The 25,794-nt window shown below is 55.4% G+C and carries 24 protein-coding genes; 10 read left to right on the top strand and 14 right to left on the bottom strand.

Annotation, left to right across the window (positions count from 1 at the left end):
• Nucleotides 1-10 precede the first annotated feature (10 nt).
• Nucleotides 11-601 (top strand): maltose acetyltransferase domain-containing protein, encoded by a 591-nt coding sequence (locus FN082_RS08740; protein ID WP_139537263.1) that lies wholly within the window; start codon nt 11-13, stop codon nt 599-601.
• 108 nt (nt 602-709) lie between these two features.
• The gene (locus FN082_RS08735; RefSeq protein ID WP_142981450.1) at nt 710-2,089 is read left to right on the top strand and encodes a carbohydrate porin; all 1,380 of its coding nucleotides are present in this window, start codon (nt 710-712) and stop codon (nt 2,087-2,089) included.
• Between the two features lie 46 nt (nt 2,090-2,135).
• On the opposite strand, the gene rhaM is transcribed toward FN082_RS08735, so the two are convergent.
• The 9 genes from rhaM to rhaB all read right to left on the bottom strand — a co-directional run bounded on the left by rhaM (nt 2,136) and on the right by rhaB (nt 12,094).
• Nucleotides 2,136-2,450 (bottom strand): L-rhamnose mutarotase, encoded by a 315-nt coding sequence (rhaM, locus tag FN082_RS08730; RefSeq protein WP_139537265.1) that lies wholly within the window; start codon nt 2,448-2,450, stop codon nt 2,136-2,138.
• Nucleotides 2,447-3,595 carry a lactaldehyde reductase gene (gene fucO, locus FN082_RS08725; protein ID WP_139537266.1) on the bottom strand — a complete coding sequence of 383 codons (1,149 nt, stop codon included), beginning with the start codon at nt 3,593-3,595 and terminating at the stop codon, nt 2,447-2,449. Before fucO ends, rhaM begins: the two co-directional genes overlap by 4 nt.
• 110 nt (nt 3,596-3,705) lie before the next feature.
• A complete protein-coding gene (locus FN082_RS08720; RefSeq protein ID WP_142981449.1) occupies nt 3,706-4,710 on the bottom strand; it encodes an ABC transporter permease in 1,005 nt (334 codons plus the stop codon).
• Complete coding sequence (locus FN082_RS08715) at nt 4,707-5,711, bottom strand: ABC transporter permease (RefSeq protein WP_142981448.1); 1,005 nt, start codon at nt 5,709-5,711, stop codon at nt 4,707-4,709. Before FN082_RS08715 ends, FN082_RS08720 begins: the two co-directional genes overlap by 4 nt.
• On the bottom strand, nt 5,711-7,222 hold the full coding sequence (locus tag FN082_RS08710) for a sugar ABC transporter ATP-binding protein (RefSeq protein ID WP_142981447.1): 1,512 nt from the start codon (nt 7,220-7,222) through the stop codon (nt 5,711-5,713). Before FN082_RS08710 ends, FN082_RS08715 begins: the two co-directional genes overlap by 1 nt.
• A 107-nt stretch (nt 7,223-7,329) precedes the next feature.
• Nucleotides 7,330-8,316: a rhamnose ABC transporter substrate-binding protein gene (gene rhaS, locus FN082_RS08705; protein ID WP_142462264.1), complete on the bottom strand. Its 987-nt coding sequence runs from the start codon at nt 8,314-8,316 to the stop codon at nt 7,330-7,332.
• A gap of 81 nt (nt 8,317-8,397) precedes the next feature.
• Nucleotides 8,398-9,228 (bottom strand): rhamnulose-1-phosphate aldolase, encoded by an 831-nt coding sequence (rhaD, locus tag FN082_RS08700; RefSeq protein ID WP_139537271.1) that lies wholly within the window; start codon nt 9,226-9,228, stop codon nt 8,398-8,400.
• 143 nt (nt 9,229-9,371) lie between these two features.
• Nucleotides 9,372-10,631 carry an L-rhamnose isomerase gene (rhaA, locus tag FN082_RS08695; protein WP_142462262.1) on the bottom strand — a complete coding sequence of 420 codons (1,260 nt, stop codon included), beginning with the start codon at nt 10,629-10,631 and terminating at the stop codon, nt 9,372-9,374.
• Complete coding sequence (gene rhaB / locus FN082_RS08690) at nt 10,628-12,094, bottom strand: rhamnulokinase (protein ID WP_142981446.1); 1,467 nt, start codon at nt 12,092-12,094, stop codon at nt 10,628-10,630. The genes rhaA and rhaB overlap by 4 nt, the downstream gene beginning before the upstream one ends.
• A gap of 300 nt (nt 12,095-12,394) precedes the next feature.
• On the opposite strand from rhaB, the gene rhaS (FN082_RS08680) reads away from it, so the two are divergent.
• The 3 genes from rhaS (FN082_RS08680) (at nt 12,395) to FN082_RS08670 (ending at nt 16,260) form a co-directional block, all read left to right on the top strand.
• Nucleotides 12,395-13,231 carry an HTH-type transcriptional activator RhaS gene (gene rhaS, locus FN082_RS08680; RefSeq protein ID WP_139537275.1) on the top strand — a complete coding sequence of 279 codons (837 nt, stop codon included), beginning with the start codon at nt 12,395-12,397 and terminating at the stop codon, nt 13,229-13,231.
• A gap of 74 nt (nt 13,232-13,305) precedes the next feature.
• Nucleotides 13,306-14,154: an HTH-type transcriptional activator RhaR gene (gene rhaR, locus FN082_RS08675; protein ID WP_142981445.1), complete on the top strand. Its 849-nt coding sequence runs from the start codon at nt 13,306-13,308 to the stop codon at nt 14,152-14,154.
• Between the two features lie 111 nt (nt 14,155-14,265).
• Complete coding sequence (locus FN082_RS08670) at nt 14,266-16,260, top strand: metallophosphoesterase family protein (protein ID WP_142981444.1); 1,995 nt, start codon at nt 14,266-14,268, stop codon at nt 16,258-16,260.
• A gap of 34 nt (nt 16,261-16,294) precedes the next feature.
• Here FN082_RS08670 and rhaT read toward each other — a convergent pair whose 3' ends face one another.
• Nucleotides 16,295-17,329, bottom strand: coding sequence for an L-rhamnose/proton symporter RhaT (rhaT, locus tag FN082_RS08665; protein WP_139537284.1), 1,035 nt, complete (start codon nt 17,327-17,329; stop codon nt 16,295-16,297).
• A 291-nt stretch (nt 17,330-17,620) separates the two neighbouring features.
• On the opposite strand from rhaT, the gene sodA reads away from it, so the two are divergent.
• Nucleotides 17,621-18,241, top strand: a complete 621-nt coding sequence (gene sodA, locus FN082_RS08660; RefSeq protein ID WP_110276139.1) for a superoxide dismutase [Mn] — start codon at nt 17,621-17,623, stop codon at nt 18,239-18,241.
• 71 nt (nt 18,242-18,312) lie between these two features.
• Complete coding sequence (gene yiiM / locus FN082_RS08655; protein ID WP_139537285.1) at nt 18,313-18,987, top strand: 6-hydroxyaminopurine reductase; 675 nt, start codon at nt 18,313-18,315, stop codon at nt 18,985-18,987.
• Nucleotides 18,988-19,171: 184 nt separating this feature from the next.
• On the opposite strand, the gene cpxA is transcribed toward yiiM, so the two are convergent.
• On the bottom strand, nt 19,172-20,545 hold the full coding sequence (gene cpxA, locus FN082_RS08650; protein WP_142462254.1) for an envelope stress sensor histidine kinase CpxA: 1,374 nt from the start codon (nt 20,543-20,545) through the stop codon (nt 19,172-19,174).
• The gene (gene cpxR, locus FN082_RS08645; protein WP_139537287.1) at nt 20,542-21,240 is read right to left on the bottom strand and encodes an envelope stress response regulator transcription factor CpxR; all 699 of its coding nucleotides are present in this window, start codon (nt 21,238-21,240) and stop codon (nt 20,542-20,544) included. The genes cpxA and cpxR overlap by 4 nt, the downstream gene beginning before the upstream one ends.
• 149 nt (nt 21,241-21,389) lie before the next feature.
• Here cpxR and cpxP point away from each other — a divergent pair, with 149 nt between their 5' ends.
• The 3 genes from cpxP (at nt 21,390) to pfkA (ending at nt 24,104) form a co-directional block, all read left to right on the top strand.
• Nucleotides 21,390-21,893 carry a cell-envelope stress modulator CpxP gene (cpxP, locus tag FN082_RS08640; RefSeq protein ID WP_139537288.1) on the top strand — a complete coding sequence of 168 codons (504 nt, stop codon included), beginning with the start codon at nt 21,390-21,392 and terminating at the stop codon, nt 21,891-21,893.
• 149 nt (nt 21,894-22,042) lie between these two features.
• On the top strand, nt 22,043-22,939 hold the full coding sequence (gene fieF, locus FN082_RS08635) for a CDF family cation-efflux transporter FieF (protein ID WP_139537289.1): 897 nt from the start codon (nt 22,043-22,045) through the stop codon (nt 22,937-22,939).
• 202 nt (nt 22,940-23,141) lie between these two features.
• A complete protein-coding gene (pfkA, locus tag FN082_RS08630; protein WP_004127238.1) occupies nt 23,142-24,104 on the top strand; it encodes a 6-phosphofructokinase in 963 nt (320 codons plus the stop codon).
• Between the two features lie 62 nt (nt 24,105-24,166).
• On the opposite strand, the gene rraA is transcribed toward pfkA, so the two are convergent.
• Together rraA and menA are read right to left on the bottom strand one after the other, a co-directional pair.
• A complete protein-coding gene (rraA, locus tag FN082_RS08625) occupies nt 24,167-24,652 on the bottom strand; it encodes a ribonuclease E activity regulator RraA (RefSeq protein ID WP_139537290.1) in 486 nt (161 codons plus the stop codon).
• 92 nt (nt 24,653-24,744) lie between these two features.
• Nucleotides 24,745-25,671, bottom strand: a complete 927-nt coding sequence (gene menA / locus FN082_RS08620; RefSeq protein ID WP_139537291.1) for a 1,4-dihydroxy-2-naphthoate polyprenyltransferase — start codon at nt 25,669-25,671, stop codon at nt 24,745-24,747.
• Nucleotides 25,672-25,794: the final 123 nt, after the last annotated feature.

Raw genomic sequence — 25,794 nt, 5'->3', positions numbered from 1 at the left:
TAGTTAAACGATGGATATGAGAAAAATCATGAATAGCGGAGAACTCTATTCTGATGCGGGTCATGGATTACCCGAACAGCGGTTAATGGGAAAAGCACGAGCCTATGAATATAATCATTCGCACCCTTTTAACCAGGAATTAAGAAACGATATTATCCAACGGATGTTTGCCAGCGTGGGTAAAAAATGCTGGATCGAACCGCCGGTTTATATTGCCTACGGTATTCACACGACTATTGGCGATAACTTCTACGCTAATTTCAATATGACGCTGGTCGATGACGCTGATATTACTATTGGCAATGACGTGATGTTTGCGCCAAACGTGACGATTTCCACCGCCGGACACCCGGTCCATCCGACGCTGCGCCACACGCAACAGTTCTTCTCGCAGCCAGTGGTTATTGAGGATGGCGTCTGGTTGGGCACGGGGGTGATTATCAACCCGGGCGTCACCATCGGCAAAAACTCGGTGATTGGCGCCGGCAGCGTGGTTAATCGCTCAATACCGGCAAACGTGGTCGCCGCCGGGATACCTTGCCGGGTATTAAGAAACATTACCGATGAGGATAAAAATAAATATCAGCTATTTGTGGAGTGATAATATATAAAATAAAAATTTAAACTTTCCGTATCATATAAATAATTAGAAATAAACACAGGTGAGTTTTCTGCTCACCTGACCTTCTTTTACCTCCGGAATATAAAAATGAATAAAAAAGTATTATCGATAGCGATTGGTTTATGTCTGATAGCAGGTTCAGCGGTGGCGAAAAATAATTCACTGACGCTGGAACAACGAATGGAACAGCTTGAAGCGCGGCTTGCCGCCGCCGAAAGTCGGGCGAACATCGCGGAAAGTCAGGTGCGAGAATTACAGGATAAACAGAATGCCTCTATGCAGGTCGCACAAAATACGGTACCGGTAAAAAGCCAGACCCCTGTCGCGGAGAGTAAAAAGAATATTTCGGCTCCTGAGCTTAAATTATCCGGGTATGGCGACCTGAAAATTTATGGCGATGTTGAATTTAATATGGATGCGGAAAGTAAACATGGCCTGCTGGCGATGACCAACGCTGATATCGGCAGCGACCCAACCTACGACAACTGGGATTTAAACGGTCGCATTCTGCTGGGCTTTGACGGCATCCGTAAGATGGACAAGGGCTATTTTGCCGGATTCTCCATTCAGCCGCTGGCGGATATGACAGGATCGATGAATCTGGATGATGCCGTTTTCTTCTTTGGTCAGGAGAACGACTGGAAGGTCAAAGTGGGGCGCTTTGAAGCTTACGATATGTTCCCGTTAAATCAGGATACCTTCGTTGAGCACTCGGGGAATACCGCCAACGACCTCTACAGCGACGGCCATGGCTACATCTATATGATGAAAGAGGGGCGCGGTCGCTCTGACGCAGGCGGCAACTTCCTGCTGAGTAAGCAGATAGACAACTGGTATTTTGAGCTTAACACGCTGCTGGAGGACGGCACTTCGCTGTACAACGACGGCGGCTACCACGGCCGCGATATGGAGCAGAAAAAGAACGTTGCGTACCTGCGCCCGGTGGTTTCTTGGGCGAAGGATGAATTCTCCGTTGCGGCGGCAATGGAGGCCAACGTGGTGCAGAATGCCTACGGGTATAAAGATGCGCAGGGCAACTTTGTCGATCAGTCCGATCGTACCGGATACGGCCTGACCATGACCTGGAACGGCTTGAAGAGCGACCCGGAGGACGGCGTGGTGGTAAACCTGAATACCGCTTATATGGACGCCAGCAACGAGAAGGATTTTACCGCTGGGGTGAATGCGCTGTGGCGGCGCTTTGAACTGGGGTATATCTATGCGCATAACAAAATCAGCGATTATGCCGGGGTGATTTGCGATAACGACTGCTGGATTAAAGACGAAGGCACCTACAATATTCATACCTTCCACGCCTCGTATCAAATCCCGAACGTGATGAATATGCAGAACTTTAATATTTATCTCGGGGCTTATTACTCTATTTTGGACAGTGACAATAAATTGAGCCAGGGCGATGACGACGACCGCTACGGCGCGCGGTTGCGCTTTAAGTATTTCTTCTAACGTCCTGAAAGATTGCCCCGCTTAGCGCAGCGGGGCAGCCATGGATTTACTCCAGATAAAACACTTCTTTCAGCTCCGCGCTGACCGGGCTATTGTCCGGGTTCGCTGGCATCACATCACACATATATTTCCACCAACGCTGGCACACTTCGGTACTGGCAACGGCGTTCCAACGTTCTTCCGATTCAATCTCCACCGTGGCGAACAGCAGGTTGCGCGCTTGATCGAGATAAATCGCGTAGTGGTGCGCACCGTGGGCTTTTAGCACCGCTTCCAGCTCTGGCCAGATAGGGTTATGGCGGCGCTGGTACTCTTCATGGGCGTCAGGGTTTACCTGCATCACGAAAGCTTTGCGGATCATAGTGCCTCCAGATAGAGTTCGCGGACTTCATCGCGGCTGGCGGTGCGCGGGTTGCAAGGCGCACACGGGTCGGCCAGCGCCTTGTCCAGCCAGCCTTCAATATCCTCTTTGCTGACGCCAAGCTGGCTGAAGCCCTGCGGAATACCCACGCGTTTGCTCAGGGCGCGGATGGCATTGATCGCCTCCATGCTGGCAGCTTCATCGCTCATGCCGCGGGTCTCGACGCCCATCGCCTGCGCCACGCGGGCAAATCGCGCGACGGCGTTCGGGCGGTTAAAGTTTTCGATGATCGGCAGCAGGATGGCGTTGCACACGCCGTGCGGCAGGTTGTGGGTTGCCCCCGGCTGATGAGCCAGCGCATGCACCAGGCCAAGACCGGCGCTGTTAAACGCCATGCCCGCCAGATACTGGCCAAACGCCATCTGCTCGCGGGCTTCGAGGTTATGTCCGTCGTCCACGGCTTTCGGCAACCACAGGTTAATCAGGCGAATCGCTTCCAGGGCGTTTGCATCGGTCAACGGATGAGCGCCAATGGAAACGAAGGCTTCAATGGCGTGAGTCAGGGCATCCATGCCGGTGGCGGCGGTGATGGAAGCCGGAATATCCAGCATCACGCTGGCGTCATCAACGGCGATATCCGGGATAATATTCGGGTCGATAATCACTTCTTTAACCTGACGTTCGGCGTCGATGATCACCGCGTTGCTGGTCATCTCCGCCGCCGTTCCGGCAGTGGTGTTGATTGCTACCAGCGGCACGCCGGCATTTTTCACTTTGCCAACGCCGGAGTAGTCGGTTGACGGCCCCGGGTTAGCGGTGAGGATTTTCACCGCTTTGGCGGTATCAATTGGGCTGCCGCCGCCAAAGGCGATAATAAAGTCGCAGTTTGCTTCCTGATACGCCGCGTAGCCTTTTTGCACCAGCGCTTCGGTTGGGTTGGGGAACACTTCATCAAACAGATGGTAAGACATCTGCTGTTCATCCAGCGCGTTGAACAGGCTGTTGAGCAGGCCCATTTTAACCAGATGACCGTCGGTGACGATCAGCGCCTTGCCCCACTGTTTGCCCGCTACCAGCTTGACCATATCGCCGATTGCGCCCGCGCCGTGGAGGCTGATTTTGGGCAGTGCCAACATAAAACTCATGATAATTCTCCTTAATGTCGATTTGGGTAATCCGTTTCCCCTCACCCGGCCCATTTCGTAGCCCGGACAGATGCGTAGCACCGCCTCCGGGATTGAGGGTGAGGGGGAAATTAAATTCGTCTTCGCTGCATCATCCGCCGGGTAATAATCGGCAGCGAGATAACCACAATCAGCATCGCGCCGATGATGATTGACATCACGATGCCGGGCACGTTGAGCAGGCTCAGCCCGAAGGTCACCAGCCCCATCAGGAAGGCGGCGATAATCACCCCAGGCATGCTGCCGGAGCCGCCGAGAATATTGACGCCGCCGAGCACCGCCATGGTGACGACCGCCAGCTCCCAACCCATCGCCAGCGTCGGGCGGGTGCTGCCAAGCCTTGAGGTCAGCAGGACCGCCGCCAGTCCGGCCATCAGCCCGACCAGCGCGAACAGCATCAGGTTGTGGCGTTTAACGTTGATCCCGGAGAACCAGGCCCCGGTTGGGTTATTGCCGATGGCGTAGGTCCGGCGGCCAAAGTTGGTTTTATGCAGCAGGAAGGTAAAGGCGGCGGCGAGGAGGATAAACAGCGCGAACTCGAAAGAGAGCGCCCCCCACACGTAGCCCTGACCGAACCAGGCGAAGCTATCCGGGTAGTGATTGAGCGCCTTGTCGCCCAGCAGGATGTAGGTCATCCCGCGATACAGGCTCATGGTGCCGATGGTTATCACAATCGATGACAGGTTAAAGCGCGTCACCAGAATGCCGTTGAACAGGCCGCACAGCAGCCCCACGCCCAGCCCGACCACCACCAGCAGCGGCGTATCCATACCCGCCGCCGCGCAGAAGCCCATCACCGTTGAACTCAGCGCCATCGTTGACGCTACCGAAAGGTCAATTTCGCGGGCAATAATCAGCATCGCCATCGGCAGCACGATGATCGCTTTTTCGGTGAAGTTAAACGTGGCGTCCGACAGGTTCCAGATATTAAGGAAATAGGGGGAAGTCAGGGCGTTGCCGATAAAGACCGCCAGGGTCACCGCCAGCAGAAATCCTTCCCAGCACAGCAGGCGGCGCAGCGGCGACGGCGCGACCGGCGGACTTTTCATCTCTTCAGACATCATCATTTTGCTCATGATTTCACCGCCTGTTTTTGCCGGGCTAACGCCGCATTGCGCAGGATTAACCGCCCGTTGCCTTTATTACCGCGCTCGTTAAGCAGCACCGCAATCACAATAACCGCGCCGGAAATCGCCATTTGCCAGAACGGCGAAATGCCGATCACCGGCAGCGCGTTATTGATAACGCCGAGGAACAAGGCACCGCACAGGCAGCCGAGCACCCGACCGGTTCCGCCCATGGTGCTGATACCGCCGATGACGCAGGCTGCGACCACCTGCAGTTCAAAACCGTTGGCGACATCGACGTAGGCGACGGCAAAACGTGAGATCCACAAATAGCCGCAGAACCCGGCCAGCGCGCCGGAGAGGCAGAAGCTGATGAACTGCATTTTCCCGGCGTTAATCCCGGTGTAGTACGCCGCCGTGGCGTTGCCGCCAGCGGTGTACAACGCTCGCCCGGTGCGGCTGAAGCGTAAGAAATAGCCGACCAGCAATAGCGCGGCGATGGCGCACCAGCTCAGCAGCGGCAGGCCCAGCAACGAGGCGCGCGGCAGGCCGAGAAAGTCAGCGCTCATCTGGTGCGAGTTAACCCAACCGCCGTCGGAAAGCAGAAAAATAATCCCGCGGTAAATACTCATCGTACCGAGCGTGACCACGATAGCCGGGATGCCGAGCCGCCAGACCAGCAGGCCGTTAATCACCCCCATCAGCAGCCCAAGCAGGGTCGCCAGCGCCAGCAGTACCACCACGGGAATCCCTGGATAGTGGGCGTTGAGCAGGGCGACGATCATCCCGGTGAGCGCCAGGTTGGCGGCCATCGACAGATCGATGCCCTTGGTGAGCAGCACCATCATCTGACCGAGGGCGAGGATGATGAGAATCGAGGTGTCGTTAAACATCTCCACCAGATTGCCAGGGGCGATAAACGATGGCGCCCGGCTGCCGATAGCGCCGATCATCAAAATGATCACCGCCGCCAGCAGCGCTTCGCGGTGTTTAAGCAGTTGTTTGCCCATTACGCGGCCTCCTGACTGACGCCGCTGGCGGCGCTGACGATGGTTTCCGCCGTGGCCTCACCGGCGCGATACTCGGCGACCATCAGCCCTTCGTGCATCACGATAATCCGGTCGGCCATACCCATGACTTCCGGCAGCTCCGAAGAGACCATAATCACCGCCAGCCCCTGGCTGACCAGCTCGGACATAAACTGGTGCACCGCCGCTTTGGAGCCGATATCGATACCTTTGGTCGGCTCGTCGAGGATAATCACCTCCGGATGGGTCGCCAGCCATTTGCCGATCACCACTTTTTGCTGATTGCCGCCAGAGAGGGTCTCTACCGCCTGTCTCCAGCTAAAGGCTTTGACCTGTAAGCGCGAGGCGTACTCATCCGCCAGCCGCCATTCGCGGGCGTCGTTCAGCACGCCGTTAGGGTTGAGTTTGCTGAGCTGCGGCAGGCTGATGTTCTGAGCGATCGGCAGGGCGATAATCGCCCCTTGTTTCTGTCGCTCTTCCGGCACGCAGACGATACCGGCGTTGATGGCGTCGGCAGGCTGGCGAAAACGCATCGCTTTGCCCTTCAGCACGATCTCGCCGGAAGAGGGATGCGAAACCCCGGAGAGCGCCTGCATCAGCTCGGTACGTCCGGCGCCCACCAGGCCGTAAAAGCCGAGAATTTCCCCTTTGCGCAGGCTGAAGTTGATATGGGCAAACTCGGTCGGATGGCAGAGGTCTTTCACCTCCAGCACCGTTTCCCCTGGGCTACAGTCGACTTTCGGGTAGGTTTGGGTAATGGCGCGACCGACCATCATTGCCACCATTCGTTCTTCGGTTATCTCGTTAATCGCCCCGGAGCTGACGTACACGCCGTCGCGCAGAATGGTGTAGTAGTCCGCCAGCTCGAAAATCTCATCGAACTTATGCGAGATAAACAGAATCGCCTTGCCGTCCTGCTTCAGGCGCTCAACGATTTGATAAAACTCCAGAATTTCATGTTGCGAGAGCGCCGCGGTCGGTTCATCGAGGATCACCACCTGGGCTTCAAAGGAGAGCGCCCGGGCAATGGCGACCATATGGCGCTGGGCGATGCTGAGGGTTTTTAGCGTCGCGCGCGGGTCAATCTGCACCTCAAGGCGGGTGAGAATTTCGCTGGCTTTGCGGTGCATGGCGGGCCAGTCGAGCTTTTTCAGCAGGCCGGTATACAGATACTGACCGACGAAAATATTCTCAGTGACCGACAGCTCATCAAACAGCACGGTTTCCTGATGAATGGCGGTGATCCCCACCTTATGCGCCGACTCCGGGTTCGGCAGTTGGATTGAGATCGCTTTATAGAGAATTTCGCCCTCTTCGGGCTGATAAATACCGGTCATCACTTTGACCAGCGTGGATTTGCCTGCGCCGTTTTCACCGATTAGGGCGGTCACTTTGCCGGGCCACAGATCGAGCTGCACGTTCTCAAGGGCGCGCACACCGGGAAAAATCTTGGTGATGCCCTTCAGCGACAGCAGTGGGGTGGATGCTGACATGATAGTTCTCCGTAAAATCGCCCCTCACCCTAACCCTCTCCCCAGAGGGGAGAGGGAATGGTTAGCGCCCCACCCTTTGGGAGAGGGCCGGGGTGAGGGAACAGGGATTAGAAAATCTTCGAGAACTTATCGATGTTGCTGGCATCGTAGACGAACGGCTCGGCCATCGCGCCGTTACCGTCGCTATCCAGCTTCACTTTGCCCAGCTTGCCCATATTGGCTTCAGTTTTGGTCGCCGTGCCTTTGACTAAATCATCCGCCAGGTAGGTGGCGGCGTAACCGAGGTCAATCGGGTTCCAGATGGCAAAGCTTTTGCTGGCGCCGGACTTAATCGCTCCGGCCATTTCCGACGGCAGCCCCAGCCCGGTCACGTACACCTTGCCGATTTTGCCCTGATCCTTCACCGCCTGCGCAGCGGCGACAATGCCCACCGATGACGGGGAAACAATGACTTTCAGGTCCGGATATGATTTCAGCAGGCCCACCGCTTCGCGATAGCTTTTATCGGACAGATCGTCACCGTAGGCGACGGTGACCAGATTGACGGACGGGTACTGCGGCAGCACCTTTTTCATCTCCTCAATCCAGATGTTCTGGTTAGTGGAGGTGGGCGTGGCGCTTAAAATCGCCACATCGCCTTTTTCTACGTTCAGCGCTTTCAGCGCATCAGCGGCGAGCTTGACGTTGGTTTCGCCAATCAAGGCGTTATTGGATGGATTCAGATGGATCTGGCGGCCCGCCGGCGCGACGCCGGAATCCCAGGAGACCACCTTAATGCCGCGCTGCATCGCTTTTTTCAGCACCGGCACCACGGCGTCGGGATCGTTAGCGGAAATGGCGATCGCATCCACCCCTTGGGCGATCAATCCATTCAGCACTTCGATCTGCGCTTCGGCGGTGGTGGTGGTCGGGCCGGTATAGATAACTTTTACATCGCCTAACTCTTTGGCCGCCTCCTGCGCGCCGACGTTCGCTGCTTCGAAGAATCCATTTCCCAATGATTTCGCCACGAGGGCGATTTTAACTTCAGCTAAAGCGGAACCGGACAACGCCAGGATGGCAACGGTGAGGATCAAGCTTGTCTTTGTTTTCATTGCTTTTACTCCACATGAGTCAGTTTTGTAGGGTTTGCAGGTGATTTTTCGCCCCGTCTCGGTGAGCGGGGCGCGATGTTGTTATTGATAAAGATCTAACGCGGATTGCATAGGTTGAACATTGAAGCGTTTGCCAAGGGCGACCAGCTCTTCGCGGGTGATGGTTTGTTTCATGCCGCCCATTGAATAGACTTTCACCAGCACCTCGGCAGATTTCTCGGCGGTATCGATCAGGCCGAACGTTTCGTCCAGATTTGGGCCGCTGCCGAAGACGCCGTGGAACGGCCATAGCACCAGCGAGTGTTGCTGCATGGCCTCGGCGGTGGCCTGGCCGATTTCGTCGGTACCCGGCACCATCCACGGCAAAATGCCGACGCCGTCCGGGAACACCACCAGACATTCGGTGCTGCCTTCCCACAGTTTGCGGGTGAACAGATCGCTGTTGTTTTCCAGCACGTAGGTCAGGGCGATCAGGTTGGTGGCGTGGCAGTGCATGATCACCCGGTCTTTGCCGTTGGTCAGCTTGATGCGCTCGCTGTGCGACAGGAAGTGCGCTGGCAGTTCGGAAGTCGGTACCGCGTCGTGAGTCAGGCCCCACAAAATATGGTATCCCGCGCCGTCGCTGTCGACTTTTACTACGCCGAGGTTAGCGGCCGGGTCGAGCTGAACGTTGCGGAAGAATTTGCCGGAACCGGTCACGATAAACGGCTGGTTAGCCAGCGTCGGCATCGGCTGGCTCAGGGCGATATAGCGCGGTTTGGCGTGGAAATCCGCCGCGTAAGGTTCGATATCCGCTTCATCGAGGCGCAGCGTCAGGTTGCCGCCGTTGCGCTCGTCCCAGCCTTTCAGCCAGGCGTCGGAAGTGGCTTTAATCATGCCCTGGACGAACCAGGAGTCGATAATGGTCTGCATAGTCTTGTGTTTCCTGTTAATTCGGTGCGGGGTTAGCCCCTCACCCTAACCCTCTCCCCAAAGGGGCGAGGGAACTGTTCGGTGCGCTCTGGCTGTTTGGGTTTTCTCCCTCTCCCTTCCAGGGAGAGGGCCGGGGTGAGGGTTTAACCGCGCTGGCTCAGAACCGCATTCTCGTAAGCCCGGACGTTATCCAGCCACTGGCTGCCTGCTGGCGTATCGTGACGCTGGCAGTACATCTCCCAGATGGCCTGCCACGGCAGACATTTCTGTTCTTCCAGCAGCGCCAGACGGGCGGTGTAATCGCCATCGAGTTCCAGCTGGCGCAGCTGTGCGGTCGGCTCCAGCAGAGCGCGCAGCAGCGCTTTCTTCATATTGCGGGTACCAATCACCCACGCTGCGATGCGGTTGATCGAGGCATCGAAGAAATCGAGGCCGATATGCACGCGGTCAAACAGATCGTGACGAATAATTTCGCTGGCGATGGCCTGGGTTTCGTCATCCAGCAGCACCACGTGGTCGCTGTCCCAGCGTACCGGGCGGCTGACGTGCAGCAGCAGGCGCGGGATGTAGAGCATCGCGGCGGAGATTTTGTCGGAGATCACTTCCGTCGGGTGGAAGTGACCAGCATCCAGGCACAGAGCGGTCTGGCGGCTGGTGGCGTATCCCATATAGAACTCATTGGAGCCGACGGTGTAGCTCTCTGCGCCGATCCCGAACAGCTTGCTCTCCACGGCGTCGATGTGATGCGCCGGGTCGAGTTTCTCGCTGATCACTTCATCAAGCGCATTCAGCAGACGCTGGCGCGGAGCGAAACGGTCAACGGTGATATCCTTCATGCCGTCAGGGATCCAGATATTCATCACCGACGGTGTGCCCAACTGCTCGCCGAAATACGCGGAAACGCGGCGGCTGGCCTTGCAGTGATCGATCCAGAACTGGCGGATTTCATCGTTGGCGTGCGACAGCGTAAAGCCGTCGGCGCTCAACGGATGCGAGAAGCAGGAAGGGTTAAAATCCAGCCCCAGCTTGTTGGCTTTCGCCCACTCAACCCAGTTTTTAAAGTGTTCTGGCTTGATTTCATTACGCGGTACCGGCGTTTCGGACTCCAGATAGAGCGCGTGCAGGTTCAGGCGTTTTGGTCCAGGGATCAGGCTCAGCGCCTGCTCAAGGTCAGCGCGCAGCTCGGTGGCGTTACGCGCTTTACCCGGATAGTTGCCGGTGGCCTGAATACCGCCGGTCAGGCTCCCTTCCGGATTTTCAAAACCGACGACGTCATCACCCTGCCAGCAGTGCATGGAAACGGGCAGGCGGTCCAGCTGGCGCAAGGCCTCCTCGACGTCCACGCCGACGCTGGCGTAGCGCTGTTTGGCAATTTCCCAGGCTTGTTCAAGTTGAGTGGTCATGCGCAAAGCTCCTTGGTCTGTTGTGGCTGAAACTGCGCGACGAAGCGGGCAATTTCACTTTCAGGATTAGGGGTAAAGGTGGTGAGGGCGTAGTTTTGCCGCACCACCTGACGGAATTCATCGACGTTATGCAGCTCGTCGAGGGTCATTAACTGGATGCCGATATTGCCCAGCGTGGAAGCCTCAATAGGCCCTGCGACCACCGTGATGCCGCAGGCGTCGGCGCAGAGCTGGTTAAGCAGTTCGTTCTGGCAACCGCCGCCGACGATATGCAGCTGGCTGAACGGCTGACCGCGAAGCGCTGCCAGCTCGTTGAGTACCCGGGCGTAGAGCAGCGCCAGGCTGTCGAAAATGCAGCGCGCCAGTTCGGCATCGTTATCAGGCACCGGCTGTCCGGATTCACGGCAGGCACCCTGGATTTCAGCGCTCATATTGTCCGGGTTGATAAAGCGGTCGTCGTTGCAGTCAATGACGAAGCGGCAGGCTGGAAGCGCAGCGGTGCGGGCGATCAGCGCCGGTAGATCGCTAACGTTTTGTTCTTTGAGCACCCGCTGCAGCAGCCACAGGCCCATAATATTTTTCAGTACCCGATAGCGACCTTCAGCCCCGCCTTCGTTGGTGATGTTGGCCTTTAGCGCCTCATCGCTGGTGCAGGGGGTTTTGCTTTCAAAGCCCATCAGCGACCAGGTGCCGGAAGAGAGGTAGGCGGCGTTTTTGCTGGCCAGCGGCGAGGCGATAACCGCGCTGGCGGTATCGTGGCTGGCGACGGCAACGACCGGAATATGATTGCCCAGGGGGCAAATCCAGTGGCCGATAACGTTGCCCGGATGCGTCGGCGTACCGAACCACTCGCGCGGCGCGCCGGTCCAGTTCAGCAGCTCTTCATCCCAGTTATCGCTATTAATATTGACCAACTGCGTGGTGGTGGCGTTGGTGTATTCCCAGTTCATTTGACCGGTCAGGCGGAAGCTAAAGTAGTCCGGGATCAGCAGCGCGTGCGCGGCCTGGCTGACCAGTTCCGGCTGCTGTTCAACCAGCGCGCGCAGCTGATAAAGGGTGTTAAACGGCAGAAACTGAATGCCGCTGCGGCGATAGATTTCCGCCCGACCCATTTGCTCTTCAGCGTGGCGCATCAAGCCCTGAGTGCGGGAGTCGCGATAGGAAACCGGCAGACCAACGCGCTGACCCTGTTTATCCAGCAGGACATAATCCACGCCCCAGGTATCAATACCGATGCTATCGATCAGGATGCCCTGTTCGCATACTTTCACCAGCCCGCAGCGAATTTCAGCTTCCAGGCTATCGATATCCCAGCAGTCGAAGCCATCCACCTTTTTTAAGCTATTGGTAAAGCGGTGAATTTCGCGCAGCGCCAGCGTTTGCTGGCCGGGTTGATAACTGGCGAGCATCACCCGCCCGCTGGAGGCGCCTAAATCGACGGCGACACAATGACGAAAACTCATGGGAAGATCCTTGTGAAAATCATTGCATGCAGTCTAAAAAAGTCGCGTCAAGCTCACCTTCTTGTTACTGACAGGGAAAATTCGCCACTGGCAAGAAAGCAAAGATGACCGTGAGAGAGGTCACAATTTCGTTTTATCCGGGGATGTGATGTTGTCCGCAGTTCCCGATCTTTCCCGCCATTTCTTGAAAAAGCGGCAGGCTTTACGAATTTTGCGGTCAAAAATTGAAGGCCGGATCGTCGACCCTTAATTACTATTTGCTCCACTGATTGATAACATTTCTCATCTTGAGGAGCTGCTATGACCATGTTGCACAGTGTGGATTTCTTTAAGTCCGGCGTTTCAGCTGTCGCCATTGAGCCGCGGCTCCCGCAATCCGCCTTTCCCGAGCATCATCATGATTTTCATGAAATTGTTATCGTGGAGCACGGTACCGGGATTCATGTTTTCAACGGTCAGCCCTATACCATTAGCGGCGGCTCGGTCTGCTTTATTCGCGATCACGATCGCCATCTCTACGAGCACACGGATAATTTATGCCTGACCAACGTGCTTTATCGCGCGCCGGACGCGTTTCGTTTTTTGTCCGGTCTGCACGAGCTGCTACCGCAGGAGCAGGAGGGGAATTATCTCTCGCACTGGCGGGTGAATCAGAATGCATTGCAGCAGGTGCGCCAGATTGTGGAGCAGATGGAGAACGTTGGCACTGATGCGGATATGCACGCCATCGCCAGCCGTGAGATTTACTTTATGCAGCTGCTGGTGCTCCTGCGTAAAAGCCGCCTTGCGGAAGGGGCGTCTGATAATGATGCGCGGCTGAACCATTTAATGGCCTGGCTGGAAGATCATTTTGCCGAAGATGTCTGCTGGGAAGAGGTGGCGGCGCAGTTTTCGCTATCGCTGCGCACTCTGCATCGCCAGTTAAAGCAGCAAACCGGGCTGACGCCGCAGCGCTATCTCAACCGGGTGCGGTTGATGAAAGCCCGCCACCTGCTACGCCACAGCGATGACAGCGTGACCGATATCGCTTATCGCTGCGGATTCGGCGACAGTAACCACTTTTCGACGCTTTTCCGCCGTGAGTTTGACTGGTCTCCGCGCGATATTCGCCAGGGACGCGACGCCATTCTTCAGTAACGCGAGAGCAGTCAACGTATTAACAGGCATAAACGCGAATAATGATTCGGTTTTTCGCGTCTGGAGTTGATGTTGTGGCAGGTCAGCTGATTCTTCGCAAAAGTGAATTTTTTGCCTCCCCCGCCCAGGCGGTGGCGGTGGCGGATCGCTATCCGCAAAACGTCTTCGCCGAGCACACCCATGAGTTTTGTGAGCTGGTGCTGGTGTGGCGGGGCAACGGCCTGCACGTCCTTAACGATCGTCCATGGCGTATTACCCGCGGCGACCTGTTTTATATCCGCGCTGAAGATAAACACACCTATGCCTCGGTGAACGATCTCGTCCTACAAAACGTGATCTATTGCCCGGACCGGTTGCGGCTTAATTTTGACTGGGCGGCGCATATTCCCGGCTTGTTCGGTACGCCATGGGTTCCGCACTGGCGGATTGGCAGTAGCGGAATGGCACAGGTCAGACAGGTGATTACCCAACTGGAGCACGAGAGTAGCCGCAGCGATGCGCAGGCCAATAGCATGGCTGAACTGCTGTTTGCTCAGCTGGTGCTTATTCTCCAGCGCTATCGCTATGCTACCGATAATCTGGCGGCAACCCAAAGTGAAGCGCTGCTGGATAAGCTGCTTACCGAGCTGGCGGGCAGCCTGAACCGTCCTTTCTTTCTGGATAAATTTTGTGAGCGCGAAGGGTGCAGCGAACGCGCGCTGCGTCAGCAGTTTCGTCAGCAGACCGGAATGACCATCAACCACTACTTGCGCCAGCTGCGTATCTGCCACGCACAATATCTGCTACAGCATACCGAACGCCTGATTGGCGAAGTGGCGATGCAGTGCGGGTTTGAAGACAGCAATTACTTTTCGGTGGTGTTTAACCGTGAGATCGGTATGACGCCGGGGCAGTGGCGGCAGCGCAGTCGCATAATCGCCTGATTGATTAGCTTTAGTAATGTATTTTCTGAAACGTTTATTCTGCACCCACTAAATTTCCTCTGTAGCCATACCGTTGCGGCTACCGAAAATTATCAATATCGTGTCGCGTTTATGCCGGATATCCATTTTCATGATGTGTACGGCGAATTTCAGGACGGCGCATTTAGCGGGCTGAAGAATAGCAAGAGCGGGCAGAATGCGATGATTCGCACCATGTATGCACAGCTTACGTCAACGCGATTATTTAATGAAAACTACTTTGCCCTGCGCGCGGCGCTGGACGATGCCGGGAAAAAGGGGATCAAACTGATCGCGCTTCCTGGTGATTTTAGCGATGACGGGCAGTCTGTGCATATCCGTGGATTGGTGACCTTGCTGAAGGAGTATGAGCAAAAATATTCCATGCGATTCTTTGCAACACCGGGCAATCATGATCCTAACCGGCCCTTTGATTTACCCGATGGAGAAGAGGATTTCTTAGGGCAGGGAGGAAAAACGCAGCGTATTTTTAGTTTTGGCGCCAAAGAGTGTACGGGCTATCAGGGGAAAACCGCGCTTATTCCGACAGGTGCGGAACTGCCAACCATCTGCAGCGAGGAGATGGTGAGCCGCGGTTATGAGTACATCATGAACATGATGGCTCCGTTTGGTATCGATCCGCAGCCTCAGGATATTTACTGGGAAACGCCTTATTCATCCTACGGGCAGCAGGATTACACGTTTGACAAAGCCAAACAGGCCAGCGACTTCCGCCAGCGGCAGTATGAGATTTGCGCCCAGGGAACCGGAGGTTCGTATCGGCAACCAGGCTATGGCCCTTGTTTTACCGTCGCTGACAGCAGCTATCTTGTTGAGCCGATACCGGGTCTATGGCTGTTGGCCGTTGATGCGAATGTCTATGTGCCGCGGGAGGATGCGGATATGGCGAATCCGCAGTCCGCTAAAAACTTCGCGGGTTCAGGTGATGCTGGCTACAACAAAATGCTCACTCACAAGCAGCAGGTGGTGGCGTGGATGACGTCCGTTGCCATGCGGGCAAAAGAGCAGAAAAAAACGCTGATCACCTTTAGCCATTTCCCAATGGTGGAGTTCGATAACGGCGCTGCTGGCGATCTGGAATCTATTTTTGGCGAAGGTAAGTTTCAGCTGAAGCGGGCCCCGAAGGAGGATACCAGCCATGCGTTAGCGAAGACAGGTATTGGCGTACACGTTGGCGGACATATGCACTTTAACGATACCGGCGTGCGTAAATATCCTGACGGCAGCCTGCTATTTAACATCCAGGCGCCTTCCATGGCGGCCTACGTTCCGGCATATAAAATCCTTAATTTCGCTAACCGTAGCGAAATCGATGTTCAGACCGTTATCCTGGACAGCGTACCGCGCTTTAATGAGCTTTTTGAACATTATCAGCAAGAATGGGAGCATCTGAAAGCGACAGGCTCTGCGCATTTATGGAATAAAGCGGTGCTGGGGGCGAAGAATTATTACGACTTTACTAACTGGCACATCACCGAACTTACCCGGCTGCGCTTTATTCCCGAAGAGTGGCCGTGTGAAATTCGGCAGATGCTTTTTAGCCTGAACGGCGCGGAGATGCTGACGCTGAGCCAGTTGAGCAGCCATACCTCTTATCATGATGTTCTGACGGTACCGATGAGCAGCGATCGTGCCGTGTGCGCTAAAGGAGACGAGCCTCCAGTCAGGGCTATCGGGCAAATCTATCTGCAAAAAAATGCCGGAGCATGGCAGCTTGCGCAGCAAAAAGCACAAGCTTTGGCGCGGGATGCTGGCATGACGCTGGATCAGTTTGCATCCTGGAACGGATTTGATTTGGCGGTGGATTTTTATCGCCTGCGCAATGCTGATGAGCTAGCGCTGCGCGATATTTCCGCGCAACGCTTACGCGAGTATCAACTGTTGACTCGCACGCTGGCGCAGTCGTTGCCGGCTGAGGCCTCAGCGGTGACGGCGGATAGCGATTTCGAAGCTATCTTCCGCCTGCGTTTCGGCAGCATTTTTAGCGTGATAGATAAATACCTGCGGGGTAACCCGTCACGGAATTTCCACCTGAATAGCGAAACGGGGGAAATCTCCGCGCGTTAAAACCTTGCCCCTGCCGATGCGGCAGGGGCGAGAATTAGTTCGCCATTCCCAGCCCAACGATATTGGCGGCGATGATAATCACCACGCAGCCGAGGCTCAGTACGCCAACCGGACGACGACCGGCGTTTTTCCACTCTTTCAGCACCAGGCCAACCAGCCCGCCGCACAAGACATAGAAGCTCATATGCAGCATCCAGCTCATGTAGTCGTACTGAGCCGGAATGCTGGCGTGGCCCCAGGCGTAGAAGAAGAACTGGAGGTACCACATCAGGCCGCCCAGGGCGGACAGCAGGATATTGCTGATGATCAGTGGTTTTGCCAGCGAGAAGTCGGCTTTTATCGACAGATCTTTCACTTTGGCCAGGCGAATAAAGCAGAAACCGAGGTTGACCAGCGCGCCGCCGCCCATAATCACCACGTAGCTTGGCAGCGCGGTGTAGAGCGGGTCAACGCCGAGCGCGGCGGCGGCTTCATGCATCGGTTTCGCGGCGTTCATCGCAAATGACATCCCGGCCGAGAAAATACCGCACATCACCGCCAGCATCAGCCCTTTTTTCAGGTTGAAGTCCTCAGCTTTGATGCCCATTTTTCGCTCTTTAAGCTGGCCTGCGCGGGTGACGATACCCACGCCAATCACCGCCACCAGCACGCCGAGCAGCGTCATCTGGCCACCTTTGGTGTTAATTAAGACATCGAATTGACCGTTGAGGATTGGGGTCATTAGCGTGCCGACAATCAGCGTAATACCGATGGCGATGCCGATGCCCATCGACATGCCGAGGTAGCGCATAGTCAGGCCGTAGTTGATATTGCCGATTCCCCACATGGCGCCGAACAGGAAGACGGGCAGAAGCGTAGAGGCATCAAACGAGCCGTAATAGGCCCAAAAATCGGGGAGCAGCATGGCGCTGATAGCCCAGGGCAGGATCAGCCAGGAGACGATACCGCCGATCGACCACATAGTTTCCCAGGACCAATGTTTAACTTTCTTGAACGGAGCATAGAAACAGGCTGCACTGGCCGCACCTATCAAATGCCAAAAAATACCCATCGTAATCGCGTGATTCATTGATTTTATCCTCATCTATTTTTTATCGGATAAATCTTCTTCCGACCCAATGAGTGTAAAAATCGGTCAGTTTTTCCGCCTTTAAGCTGTTGCCACTAGACGCTTAATCCTGGCAACCAAAAACTTAATTAGTTGTTCTATATCACAAAAACACATCTATAACCGACTGTTATAACCTTATTAAAAATACGGCATTGATAAGCGTTTTCAATATCATTTAATTAACTATAATGAACCAACTGCTTACGCGGCATTAACACCTTCCGCCGCTCGACAATAATGGAGATGATTATGAGTTATACACTGCCAGCCCTGCCGTACGCTTATGACGCCCTGGAACCGCACTTTGACAAGCAGACGATGGAAATCCATCACACTAAACACCACCAGGCCTACGTTAACAATGCCAACGCTGCGCTGGAAAGCCTGCCGGAATTCGCTAGCCTGTCCGCTGAAGAGCTGATCACCAAACTGGATCAACTGCCGGCAGACAAAAAAACCGTTCTGCGTAACAACGCAGGCGGCCACGCGAACCACAGCCTGTTCTGGAAAGGCCTGAAAACCGGTACTACGCTGCAGGGCGACCTGAAAGCGGCTATCGAGCGCGATTTCGGTTCCGTTGACAACTTCAAAGCGGAATTTGAAAAAGCGGCTGCTACCCGTTTCGGCTCCGGCTGGGCATGGCTGGTGCTGAAAGGCGATAAACTGGCTGTAGTTTCTACTGCTAACCAGGATTCCCCGCTGATGGGCGAAGCTATCTCCGGCGCTTCCGGTTTCCCGATTGTCGGTCTGGACGTGTGGGAACACGCTTACTACCTGAAATTCCAGAACCGTCGCCCGGACTACATCAAAGCATTCTGGGACGTGGTTAACTGGGACGAAGCCGCAGCGCGTTTTGCCGCCAAAAAATAAGGTTGCATTGTGCTGAGCGAGAAGCGAGTCTGATGGCTCGCTTTTTTTATATGTGCAGTAAAGGAGCAGCGATGCACTATCCGGTGAATGTCTTTGTGGGCAAGGTAAGGGATTACGACGGCAGCCGTCCAAGCGCTATCGGTAAAATTCAGGTCGATGGTGAATTGACCCTCGGCGATTTGGGGCTGGAAGGCGATGAGCAGGCGGAGAAGAAAATTCACGGCGGGCCGGATCGCGCGCTGTGCCACTATCCGCGTGAACATTATGCCCACTGGGCTCGCGAGCTGCCTGAGCAGGCAGACCTTTTCTGCGCTCCGGCGTTTGGCGAGAACCTCTCGACTGAAGGGCTGACGGAAAAAAACGTCTATATTGGCGATATCTTCCGTTGGGGAGAGGCGCTGATTCAGGTAACGCAGCCGCGTTCACCGTGCTTTAAGCTCAACTATCACTTTGGCGTCAGCGATATGGCGCAGCTGATGCAAAACAGCGGTAAAACCGGCTGGCTGTATCGGATCGTCGCGGGCGGGCAGGTATCCGGCGATGCGCCGCTGGAGCTGGTTTCCCGCCTAAGCGACGTCAGCGTCCATGAGGCGGGTGCGATAGCGTGGAATATGCCGTTCGATGACGAGCAGTATCACCGCCTGCTCTCGGCGGCGGGGCTATCGGTGAGCTGGAGTCGTACCATGCAGAAACGGCGTTTAAGCGGGCAGATAGAAGACAACTCCCGGAGGTTGTGGGGGAAATGATTCCCCCGGATGGCGTCGCGCTGCGACTTATCCGGGCTACCCGATTGCAGGCGGCTGTGAACCCGTAGCCCGACTGAGCGCAGCGCGAGCCGGGAAGAAGCCGCAACAATGCAATGCATCGCCCGGCGCATTTCCCGGAGGCGGTGCTGGCGCACCTGTCCGGGCTACCGCCGGGAGAAACTTATCAAGTGCGTTTGTACAGCGGCAGCCAGATGGTTAAGCGTAAACCGCCCAGCGGGCTGTCGTCGGCTTTCACCCAACCGCGATGCTGTTGAACCGCAGCTTCGACAATCGCCAGCCCCAGGCCGGTGCCGCCAGACTCGCGATCGCGCGCCTCATCGGTACGATAAAACGGACGGAAAATCTGCTCGCGATCCTCTGGACTCACGCCCGGACCGTCGTCATCGACGTTAACCGTAATCCCGTCTTTATCCACCGAGAAGCTCACCGAAATTTTGGTATGCGAGTAGCGCAGCGCATTGCGCACGATGTTCTCCAGCGCGCTCTCCAGCGCATTGGGGTTACCGTATAGCGGCCACGGCCCCGGCGGATATTCCACGGTGAACGATTTACCCACCTGTTCGGCTTCAAAGGCGGCGTTGTCCAGCACCTCGCCCCACAGCTGGTTAGCTTTCACCGTTTCGCTGACCAGCGCGGTTTTCGCCTGATTGCGCGACATCACCAGCAGGTCGTTGATCATGCTATCCAGCCGGTGCGCCTCCATCTCAATACGCTCCAGCTCTTTGCTTTCCCCGCTGCGGCGGCGCAGCAATGCGGTACCTAGTTGCAGGCGGGTAAGCGGCGTGCGCAGCTCGTGAGAGATATCGGACAGCAGACGATGCTGGCTGGACATCATGCGTTCCAGCGCGGTGACCATCTGGTTAAAACTGGTCCCGGCGGCTAAAAACTCCTGCGGACCGGCTTCCAGCTCCGGATGCTGACGCAGGTTGCCCTGGGCGACTTCATCGGCGGCATTTTTCAGCTTACGTGCGGGTTTTGCCAGGCTCCACGCCAGCCACAACAGCAGCGGGGCGCTGACGAGCATCGTGACGATCAGCAGCAATAATGGGCGGTCGAAGAGCAGGTTGATAAAGTCTGATTGCGACGTGCTGGCAGGGCGGATCAGATAGAGTTGATAGTTATCTTCCCCATCCCTGACGGAAAAAGGCCCGACCATTTCCAGACGACCATAGCGCTTTTTCTGCGGATGATCGGCGTTATCCGCCTGGCCGATAAAGTTGCGGATAATCTGCATTTCGTTGCGTTCGGCGCCGATAACGCGACCTTCGCTGGTGACCAGCAGCAAGCGCTGGCCCGGCGGAGCCCACTTATCGATGGCGCGAAACAGACGACGCCACCACATCAGGTCGTTCGGCGGATCGTTCGCCAGCTCGGCCTCGACGTGTTGTTCAATCATGATGCCCTGACGTTGCTCGCTCTCCAGCAGCTCGGTCATCTGGCGCGAGTCCAGCTTGGGCAGCATCAGAACCAGCATCAACACCAATGCCAGCGTGAGCCAGAAAATAGCGAAGATGCGTGCGGTTAAACTTCCAATCATGAAGCCGATACCATCAGATAGCCGCGTCCGCGCAGGGTTTTAAACCACGGATGACCGTCTTTGCGCTCCGGTAGCTTACGCCGCAGGTTGGAGATGTGCATATCGATCGCGCGATCGAACGGCGTCAGGCGTTTACCTAATACTTCCTGGCTAAGATGCTCACGCGATACCACCTGGCCAAGATGTTGCGCCAGAAGATAAAGCAGGGTGAACTCAGTACCGGTCAGTTCCAGCGTCTGGCCATCAAAGCTGGCTTCCTGGCGACCAGGGTTAAGGCTTAGCGCATCCACTTCCAGCGTTGGCGAACCGGCTTCGGTTGTTTGCTGCTGCTCGCTCCAGTGCGAACGGCGCAGAATAGCGCGTATACGCGCCACCAGCTCACGATCGTTGAATGGCTTAGGCAAATAGTCGTCCGCGCCCAGCTCAAGGCCGAGAACGCGATCCAACTCGCTGCCGCGGGCCGTTAGCATGATAACCGGTGTCTGGTGCGTCTGACGCAACTCTTTGAGTGTATCGATACCGTTTTTCTTCGGCATCATCACATCAAGCAAAAGTAAATCGATGCTGTCGTCCAGAAGGGCCAGCGCCTGTTCCCCATCATGGGCCACGAGCACATTAAAACCTTCCATATCGAGCAGCTCTTTTAACAGGGAGGTGAGCTCCCGGTCATCATCTACTAACAGGATTTTATTCATCGTTTAAATACCTCCGAGGCAGAAATTACGTCATCAAGGCTCGCTAATCCATGACTTTACGTTGTTTTACACCCCCTGACGCATGTTTGCAGCCTGCATCGTAAACTCTCTCTCGTTGAATCGCGACACAAACGTTTTGGGAGTATGTGATGCGCAATGTTATCGCTGCCGTCATGGCCTCAACGCTGGCGCTAAGTGCATATAGCCAAGCCGCTGAAGTCGTCACCAGCGTTAACTGGCTTCCCGGAGACGACGGGGTCCAGCGCAGCAGCCAGAGCCATATGTTTGACGGCATAAGTTTAACTGAACACCAACGGCAGCAGTTACGAGATCTTATGCAACGGGCACGCCACGACAGGCCACCTGTTAATGTTAGCGAAATGGAGACAATGCATCGCCTTGTCACCGCAGAAAATTTTGATGAAAACGCTGTACGCGCTCAGGCAGATAAGATGGCGCAGGAACAGGTTGCCCGCCAGGTTGAAATGGCAAAAGTTCGCAACCAGATGTACCACCTGTTAACGCCAGAGCAGCAAGCGGTTTTAAACGCTAAGCACCAGCAACGAATGGATCAGTTGCGTGAGGTTGCAAGGATGCAAAAAGGCTCAGCGATGATGCTTTCCAGTAGTAGCAACACCCTGCAACCCCAGTAACAAACCCTGTTTTCCTTGCCATAGACACCATCCCTGTCTTCCCCCACATGATGTGGGGGTTTTTTTTGCCTGTTATTCAACTCCTTCCTGCTCCCCGTCCCGGTAAAAGATCGGGTTATACTAAGCGCATCGCGAAGTAAGGAGCGTTTATGAATCAATCCTATGGGCAGTTAGTCAGCCGCGCAGCGATTGCGGCGACGGTGATGGCCTCTGCGTTACTTTTGATCAAGATTTTTGCGTGGTGGTATACCGGCTCAGTGAGTATTCTGGCGGCGCTGGTTGATTCGCTGGTGGATATTGCCGCCTCGTTAACCAACCTGCTGGTCGTGCGTTATTCGCTGCAGCCTGCCGATGAAGAACATACTTTTGGCCACGGTAAGGCGGAATCGCTGGCCGCGCTGGCGCAAAGTATGTTTATTTCCGGGTCGGCATTATTCCTGTTTTTGACCGGTATTCAGCATCTGGTGCGCCCTGAACCGATGCAGGCGGCGGGGGTCGGTATGATTGTGACTCTCATTGCGCTGATAAGCACTCTGGTGCTGGTGACATTCCAGCGCTGGGTCGTGCGAAAAACCCAGAGTCAGGCGGTGCGGGCGGATATGCTTCATTATCAGTCTGATGTTATGATGAACGGCGCAATTCTGCTGGCGCTGGCCCTCTCCTGGTATGGCTGGCATCGTGCCGATGCGCTGTTTGCATTAGGCATTGGCGTCTATATTTTATATAGCGCGCTGCGCATGGCTTATGACGCCGTTCAGTCGTTGTTAGACCGCGCGCTTCCTGATGAGGAACGCCAGGAAATTATCAATATCGTGACCGCATGGCCAGGCGTCAGAGGGGCACACGATCTACGTACGCGGCAGTCAGGGCCGACTCGCTTTATTCAGATTCATTTGGAAATGGAAGATAACCTACCGCTGGTGCAGGCGCATGTGATTGCCGACCAGGTAGAGCAGGCGATTCTGCTCCGTTTTCCGGGTTCCGATGTGATTATCCATCAGGATCCATGCTCTGTAGTGCCGCTGGGGCAGCAGGGTGTTTTATGAGCTTTAGGTTATAGTCTGTAAACTCGATGTAAAAGTGTGGGGCGGATCGGCATTTTTTGTATAAATTACCGCCATTTGGTCTGACCTGAATCAATTCAGCCAGAAGCGTTTGATATACTATTGCAATTATCGATGTGCACTCCTGGTGAGGGGCGCTTCAGGCAACAGGATTATTTTTTGCTTCCTAAGTTCAGAGGTAGTCATGATTAAGAAAATCGGTGTGTTGACAAGTGGCGGTGATGCCCCGGGCATGAACGCAGCAATTCGTGGCGTTGTGCGCGCGGCATTAACGGAAGGTCTGGAAGTTTTTGGAATCTATGACGGTTACCTCGGGCTATATGAAGATCGCATGGTTCAGCTTGACCGCTACAGCGTTTCCGACATGATCAACCGCGGCGGCACCTTCCTGGGATCAGCGCGTTTTCCTGAATTCCGTGAAGAGCATATTCGCGCAGTTGCGATCGAAAATATGAGAAAGCGCGGTCTGGATGCGCTGGTCGTTATCGGTGGGGATGGTTCTTATATGGGGGCCGTGCGCCTGACAGAGATGGGTTTCCCTTGCATCGGTCTGCCGGGTACCATCGACAACGATATTAAAGGCACCGACTACACCATCGGTTTCTTTACCGCACTGAGCACCGTTGTAGAGGCAATTGACCGCCTGCGTGATACCTCCTCTTCCCACCAGCGTATTTCCGTCGTTGAAGTGATGGGCCGTTACTGCGGTGACCTGACCCTGGCTGCGGCAATCTCTGGCGGCTGTGAGTTCATCATGGTTCCTGAAGTTGAATACACTCGCGACGACCTGGTTTCCGAAATCAAAGCTGGTATCGCCAAAGGCAAAAAACACGCGATTGTGGCGATCACCGAGCATATGTGCGACGTCGATGAACTGGCGCACTACATTGAGAAAGAGACTGGCCGTGAAACTCGCGCAACCGTACTGGGTCACATTCAGCGCGGCGGTTCTCCGGTTCCTTATGACCGCATTCTGGCATCCCGCATGGGCGCGTACGCCATTGACCTGCTGCTGCAGGGCTTCGGTGGCCGCTGCGTTGGTATTCAGAACGAGAAGCTAGTGCACCACGACATTATCGACGCTATCGAAAATATGAAGCGTCCGTTCAAAAGCGACTGGCTGGATTGCGCTAAAAAGCTGTACTAAGTTTTCCGACGCAAACAAAAAAGCCTTCTCAGAGAGAAGGCTTTTTTTATGGGCGGAGGAAGCTACTCAATATCCAGTGGATCTTCGGAGAGGATGATCCCGGTATTATCGGCGTAGAGATGGTCGCCGGAGAAGAAGGTGACGCCGCCGAAGTTAACGCGAACGTCGCTTTCGCCGATGCCTTCGCCTGCGGCTCCTACTGGAATGGCGGCCAGCGCCTGAATGCCGATATCCAGCTCTTCAAGGTCGTCAACCTGGCGCACGGCACCATAGACGACCAGTCCTTCCCACTCGTTTTGCACGGCCAGGCGCGCCAGGTCAGCGTCAATTAATGCGCGCCGAACGGAACCACCGCCGTCAACCAGCAGGACATGACCTCGGCCATTCTGTTCGAGCATATCGTAGAGCAACCCGTTATCCTCGAAACATTTCACCGTGATAATTTGTCCACCAAACGACGACCGCCCCCCAAAGTTGGAGAACAGCGGTTCCACGACGTTGACATCCTCCTGGTAGATGTCACAAAGCTCGGAAGTATCGTATTTCATAGGCTTAACGTTTAGTTGCTGCGAGAATTTTCAGTATATCTCGTGAATCGTGTTGTTGGCAAAATCATCAATTGTTAATTGATATTTGTCAGTTAACCTGCGAGCTTGCTGCAAACAATTCCGATAACAAACAGGAGGTTGGTCAGCAGCGCTCCTTTGACCGTTCTTTCCAGCATCGGCCGCATGGCGATGGGATCGCGCTCACGTGAAACGTAACGTGCTTGCTTGATCAGCAGAGGCGCTGCCAGCAGGAATAGCCAACCCCACGGATTATGCAGCGAGATAAGGTTAAACAGCGCTAGGCACAGCAGAGCGCCAATCAGCAGGCAGGCATGGTAGCGACGAGCGTTAACTGGCCCCAGGCGTACGGCGAGGGTGTTTTTGCCGTTGTCGCGATCGCTGTCGATATCGCGCAGGTTGTTAATATTCAATACCGCCGCAGCCAGCAGTCCGCAGGCAGTGGCAGGTAAGAAAATGACTGCTTCAACGCTGTGCGCCTGAAGGTACCAGCTCCCGACGACGCTAAGCCAGCCGAAGAAAACCAGCACGGAGATATCACCAAGACCAATATAGCCATAAGGTCGGGTACCGACGGTGTAGGTGATGGCAGCAACAATTGCCAGCACGCCAAGTACCAGAAAACCGATAAAGTCGGCCATGGTTTGCCAGGCAGAAAACAGTAGCGCCAGGCCGGAGAGACAAATCAGCGCCACGGTCAGAATTAACGCACGTTTCATCTGCGCCTGGGTGATAGCTCCTTTCTGCATGCCGCGCAGGGGGCCAATACGGTCGGGCTTGTCGCTGCCTTTCACCGCATCGCCATAATCGTTGGCGAGGTTGGAGAGAATTTGCAGTAGGCCGGCGGTAATGATTGCCAGCAGGGCAACCCAGGGGTCGAAACTGCCCTGATGCCAGGCAAGAGCGGAGCCGACAATAATCGCGGCAAAGGCCAGAGGTAACGTTTTAGGGCGCAGGCTTTCCAGCCAGGCCTGGGTTTTGGTTATCGTTTGTTCAGTCATAGGTTCCGGCCAATAAAAATGGGGCTCTACCCTTCATACTTCAAGCTGCAGGTACGTTGGCTACGGACGACTCGGCCCATCCATGGGCCTCGCCCTCACGGGCCGTCGCAAGCGACGTTCAAA

This window comes from Klebsiella spallanzanii (genome assembly GCF_902158555.1).
Lineage (GTDB): Bacteria > Pseudomonadota > Gammaproteobacteria > Enterobacterales > Enterobacteriaceae > Klebsiella > Klebsiella spallanzanii.
Note: the sequence above shows the minus strand (reverse complement) of the source record. Positions and strands in the feature narration are given on the sequence as shown.